The organism is Burkholderia sp. 3C (assembly GCF_054589155.1).
Map to the genome: position 1 here is coordinate 10236 of NZ_BAAILN010000073.1, position 4330 is coordinate 14565.

Annotated in this window: 3 protein-coding genes and 1 pseudogene; 2 read left to right on the forward strand and 2 right to left on the reverse strand. The window is 66.0% G+C overall.

Translation table 11 applies throughout. From position 1 onward, the window contains the following. A pseudogene (locus tag ACYP33_RS13320) lies at positions 1-178 on the forward strand (metal ABC transporter permease); the annotation flags it as partial. A 135-nt stretch (positions 179-313) separates the two neighbouring features. On the opposite strand, the gene fghA reads toward ACYP33_RS13320, so the two are convergent. Further along, the gene (fghA, locus tag ACYP33_RS13325; RefSeq protein WP_459622234.1) at positions 314-1171 is read right to left on the reverse strand and encodes an S-formylglutathione hydrolase; all 858 of its coding nucleotides are present in this window, start codon (positions 1169-1171) and stop codon (positions 314-316) included. 16 nt (positions 1172-1187) lie between these two features. Further along, positions 1188-2294, reverse strand: coding sequence for an S-(hydroxymethyl)glutathione dehydrogenase/class III alcohol dehydrogenase (locus ACYP33_RS13330; protein ID WP_414442958.1), 1107 nt, complete (start codon positions 2292-2294; stop codon positions 1188-1190). Positions 2295-2843: 549 nt separating this feature from the next. On the opposite strand from ACYP33_RS13330, the gene ACYP33_RS13335 reads away from it, so the two are divergent. Continuing rightward, positions 2844-4217: a nucleobase:cation symporter-2 family protein gene (locus ACYP33_RS13335; RefSeq protein ID WP_459622236.1), complete on the forward strand. Its 1374-nt coding sequence runs from the start codon at positions 2844-2846 to the stop codon at positions 4215-4217. Positions 4218-4330: the final 113 nt, after the last annotated feature.

Here is a 4330-nt window from a genome sequence, read left to right on the forward strand (position 1 = left end):
CCTCAGCACGCGGCTGTCCACCGGCGTCGCGCTCGCGGCGCTGTTCGCGCTCGGCGAAGCGTGGTTCGGCGTGACGCTGGCCTACTACACCGACTGGCCGACCAGCTTCTGGATCACGGCGCTGTCGGCGCTGGCCTATGCGGCGAGCCTGGCCGGGCGGCATCGCGCCGTCGCGTGACGCGGCCAGCCGGCAGCCGCACTGAACTGAACGCCTGAATCCCGCGCCGCCCTCGCCGCGCGGGGCATGAAAAAGCCCGCGGCACGATCGCTCGTGCCGCGGGCTTTGTCCTTTCTGCGTACCGGCTGATTTAGCTTATTCAGCCAGCAGCGTCTTCGCGTGATGCGCGATGTGATCGGCGATGAACGTCGAGATGAAGTAGTAGCCGTGATCGTAGCCTTCGTGGCTGCGCAGCGTGACCGGCTGATCGGCCTCGCGGCAGGCCGCCTCGAACAGATCCGGATTGAGCTGCTTGGCGAGGAACTGATCGGCCAGGCCCTGATCGATCAGGATGCCGTCGGCGTAGCGCGGCGCATCGCGGCGCGCGACCAGCTCGGTGGCGTCATGCTCCTTCCACGCCTCGCGATCGTCGCCGAGATATCCGCCGAACGCCTTCTCGCCCCACGGGCAGCGCGTCGGCGCGGCGATCGGCGCGAACGCCGACACCGAACGCCACACGCCCGGATGGCGCAGCGCCAGCGTCAGCGCGCCGTGGCCGCCCATCGAATGGCCGAAGATGCCGAGCCGCGTGCCGTCGATCGGCAGCGCGCCGAGCACCAGCGCGCGCAACTCGTCGACGATGTAGCTCTCCATCTTGTAATGCGTCGCCCACGGCTCGGCGGTGGCGTCGAGATAGAAGCCCGCGCCCACGCCGAAATCCCACGCATCGGCCTCGCCCGGCACGCCCGCGCCGCGCGGGCTGGTATCGGGCGTGATCAGCGCGATGCCGTGCTCGGCGGCGAAGCGTTGCGCGCCGGCCTTGATCATGAAGGTTTCCTCGGTGCAGGTCAGGCCCGCGAGGAAGAACAGCGCCGGCACGCGCGTCTCGTCGTGCACCGCCGACGGCGGCAGGTACACCGAGAACTTCATCGGCAGGCCGATGGTGGAAGAATCGTGGCGATAGAAGCGCTGCTCGCCGCCGAAGGCGGCATGCGACGAAACGAGTTCGAACATGGTCGCGGCCTCGCGGTCAGTACAGCACGACGGAACGGATCGACTCGCCCTTCTTCATCAGGTCGAAGCCCTCGTTGATCTTCTCGAGCGGCATCGTGTGCGTGATCAGGTCGTCGATGTTGAGCTTGCCTTCCATGTACCAGTCGACGATCTTCGGCACGTCGGTGCGGCCGCGCGCGCCGCCGAACGCCGAGCCCTTCCATTCGCGGCCCGTGACGAGCTGGAACGGACGCGTGCTGATTTCCTGGCCGGCCGCCGCCACGCCGATGATGAACGACTGGCCCCAGCCCTTGTGCGTGCACTCGAGCGCCTGGCGCATGGTCGTGACGTTGCCGATGCACTCGAACGAGTAATCCGCGCCGCCGTCCGTCAACTGGACGATGTGATCGACCACGTTCTCGACGTCCTTCGGGTTGATGAAGTGCGTCATGCCGAACTTCTTCGCCAGTTCGACGCGCGCCGGGTTGATGTCCACGCCGATGATCTTGTCGGCGCCCACCATCTTCGCGCCCTGGATCACGTTCAGGCCGATGCCGCCCAGGCCGAACACCACCACGTTGGCGCCCGCTTCCACCTTCGCCGAGTAGACCACCGCGCCCACCCCGGTGGTCACGCCGCAGCCGATGTAGCAGACCTTGTCGAACGGGGCGTCCTCGCGGATCTTCGCCACGGCGATTTCCGGCACGACGATGTAGTTCGAGAACGTGGAGGTGCCCATGTAGTGGAAGATCGGCTTGCCGTCGATCGAGAAGCGCGACGTGGCGTCGGGCATCAGGCCCTTGCCCTGGGTGGCGCGGATCTTCTGGCACAGGTTGGTCTTGCGCGACAGGCAGAACTTGCACTCGCGGCATTCCGGCGTGTAGAGCGGGATCACGTGATCGCCCTTGCGCACCGTGCCCACGCCGGGGCCGACATCCACCACCACGCCCGCGCCCTCATGGCCGAGGATCGCCGGGAAGATGCCTTCCGGATCGGCGCCCGACATCGTGTAGTAATCGGTGTGGCAGATCCCCGTCGCCTTCACCTCGATCAGCACCTCGCCGGCGCGCGGGCCGGCCAGATCCACTTCCTCGATCGTCAGCGGCGCACCGGCCTTCCATGCAATCGCGGCTTTCGTCTTCATCGTTGATGCTCCTTGTCGGTGGTGTTGCGCGCAACGGGCGGCAACTGGGATTCCTTGTCCGGGCGCGGCACGCGTGCACCCCGCGGCACGGCCGGAACCAGCCGGAAGTGTAAACGTCCATTGCCAAAACCGGCATGGCGTCACGCGACGAATCGATGTCGCGCCGCGTCGCATTTCCGCATCGAAAACGAACGGGAAAAAGCGCGCCGGCGGGCTGCCCTCCAAAACGATCCGGCCCCATGAAAATCCGCGCTGACCGGGGGTTTACCCATCCGGCCATTGTGACGTGGCAAAAAACCTCTATCCGCCACACGCGATACAGACCATAACCATGGTGATATTTGGCGACGGCGTCACGCGGTTTTTGACTGGATATAAATTCCGTGATTCCCACTCCTGCCGCCCGCCCATCATGATTTCCCCGCATCCGCTCGCGAAAATCGCATATCCCGCCTGCAAATCGCGGAATAGCGCCCAGTGCTCTTGTTGGCGTGCAGCGATCCGCATAACGTCACACCACACCGATTACACGATCATGGAGTGAGACAGATGCAATCCAACACGGTCCATCCGTGCGACGAAATCCTGCCTGCGGGCAAGCTCGTCACGCTGGGTCTGCAACACGTTCTGGTGATGTACGCCGGCGCCGTCGCCGTGCCGCTCATCATCGGCAGCGCCCTGAAGTTGCCGAAGGATCAGGTGGCGTTCCTGATCAGCGCCGATCTGTTCGCATGCGGCATCGCGACGCTGATTCAAACGCTCGGCGTGTGGATCTTCGGCATCCGCCTGCCCGTCATCATGGGCTGCACGTTCGCCTCGGTCGGCCCGCTGGTGGCGATCGGCACCAATCCGAGCCTCGGCATCCTCGACGTGTTCGGCTCGACCATCGCGGCCGGCGTGATCGGCATCGTGATCGCGCCGGTGATCGGCAAGCTGCTGCGGTTCTTCCCGCCGGTGGTGGTCGGCACGGTGATCGCCGTGATCGGGCTGTCGCTGATGGGCGTCGGCATCAACTGGGCGGCCGGCGGCGTGGGCAACCCCGAATACGGCAACCCGCTGTTCCTCGGCCTGTCGCTGCTGGTGCTCGTGCTGATCCTGCTGATCAACAAGTTCGGCCGCGGCTTCGTCGCGAACATCGCGGTGCTGCTCGGCATCGTGGCCGGCTTCGGGATCGCGCTGGCGCTCGGCCGGGTGGATCTCGACGGCGTGACGGCCGCGCCGTGGGTCGGATTCGTGATGCCGTTCCATTTCGGCACACCGCACTTCGACACGCTCTCGATCGCGACCATGGTGATCGTGATGTTCGTCACGTTCATCGAATCGACCGGCATGTTCCTCGCGGTCGGCGACATGGTCGACCGGCCGGTCGATCAGCAGGCGCTGGTGCGCGGCCTGCGCGTGGACGGCCTCGGCACGCTGATCGGCGGCATCTTCAACTCGTTCCCGCACACCTCGTTCTCGCAGAACGTCGGGCTGGTCGGCGTGACGGGCGTGAAGAGCCGCTTCGTGTGCGTGACGGGCGGCGTGATCCTGGTGCTGCTCGGGCTGTTCCCGAAGATGGCGCAGATCGTCGCCTCGGTGCCGGCCTTCGTGCTCGGCGGCGCCGGCATCGTGATGTTCGGGATGGTGGCCGCCAACGGCGTGAAGACGCTGTCGCGCGTCGATTTCGTCGGCAACCACAACAACCTGTTCATCGTCGCCGTCAGCATCGGGCTGGGGCTCGTGCCGGTGGTGTCGCCGCACTTCTTCGCGAAGCTGCCGAGCGCGCTCGCGCCGATCCTGCACAGCGGCATCCTGCTCGCGTCGGTGTCGGCCGTGATCCTCAATGTGATGTTCAACGGCGTGCGCAGCGAGAAGCAGGCCGAATGCGAAATCCGCCGCGCCGGCAAGGATCTCGAACGACGCACGGCCGACCTGCACTGATCGCGCCGCGCGTTGGCGGCTCGAACGACAACGCCCGGTTTTTGCCGGGCGTTTTCATGGGTGGGGTTCGGAAGAAGATGAAACGGCGCGGCGCCGCCATGAAAAACGCCCCG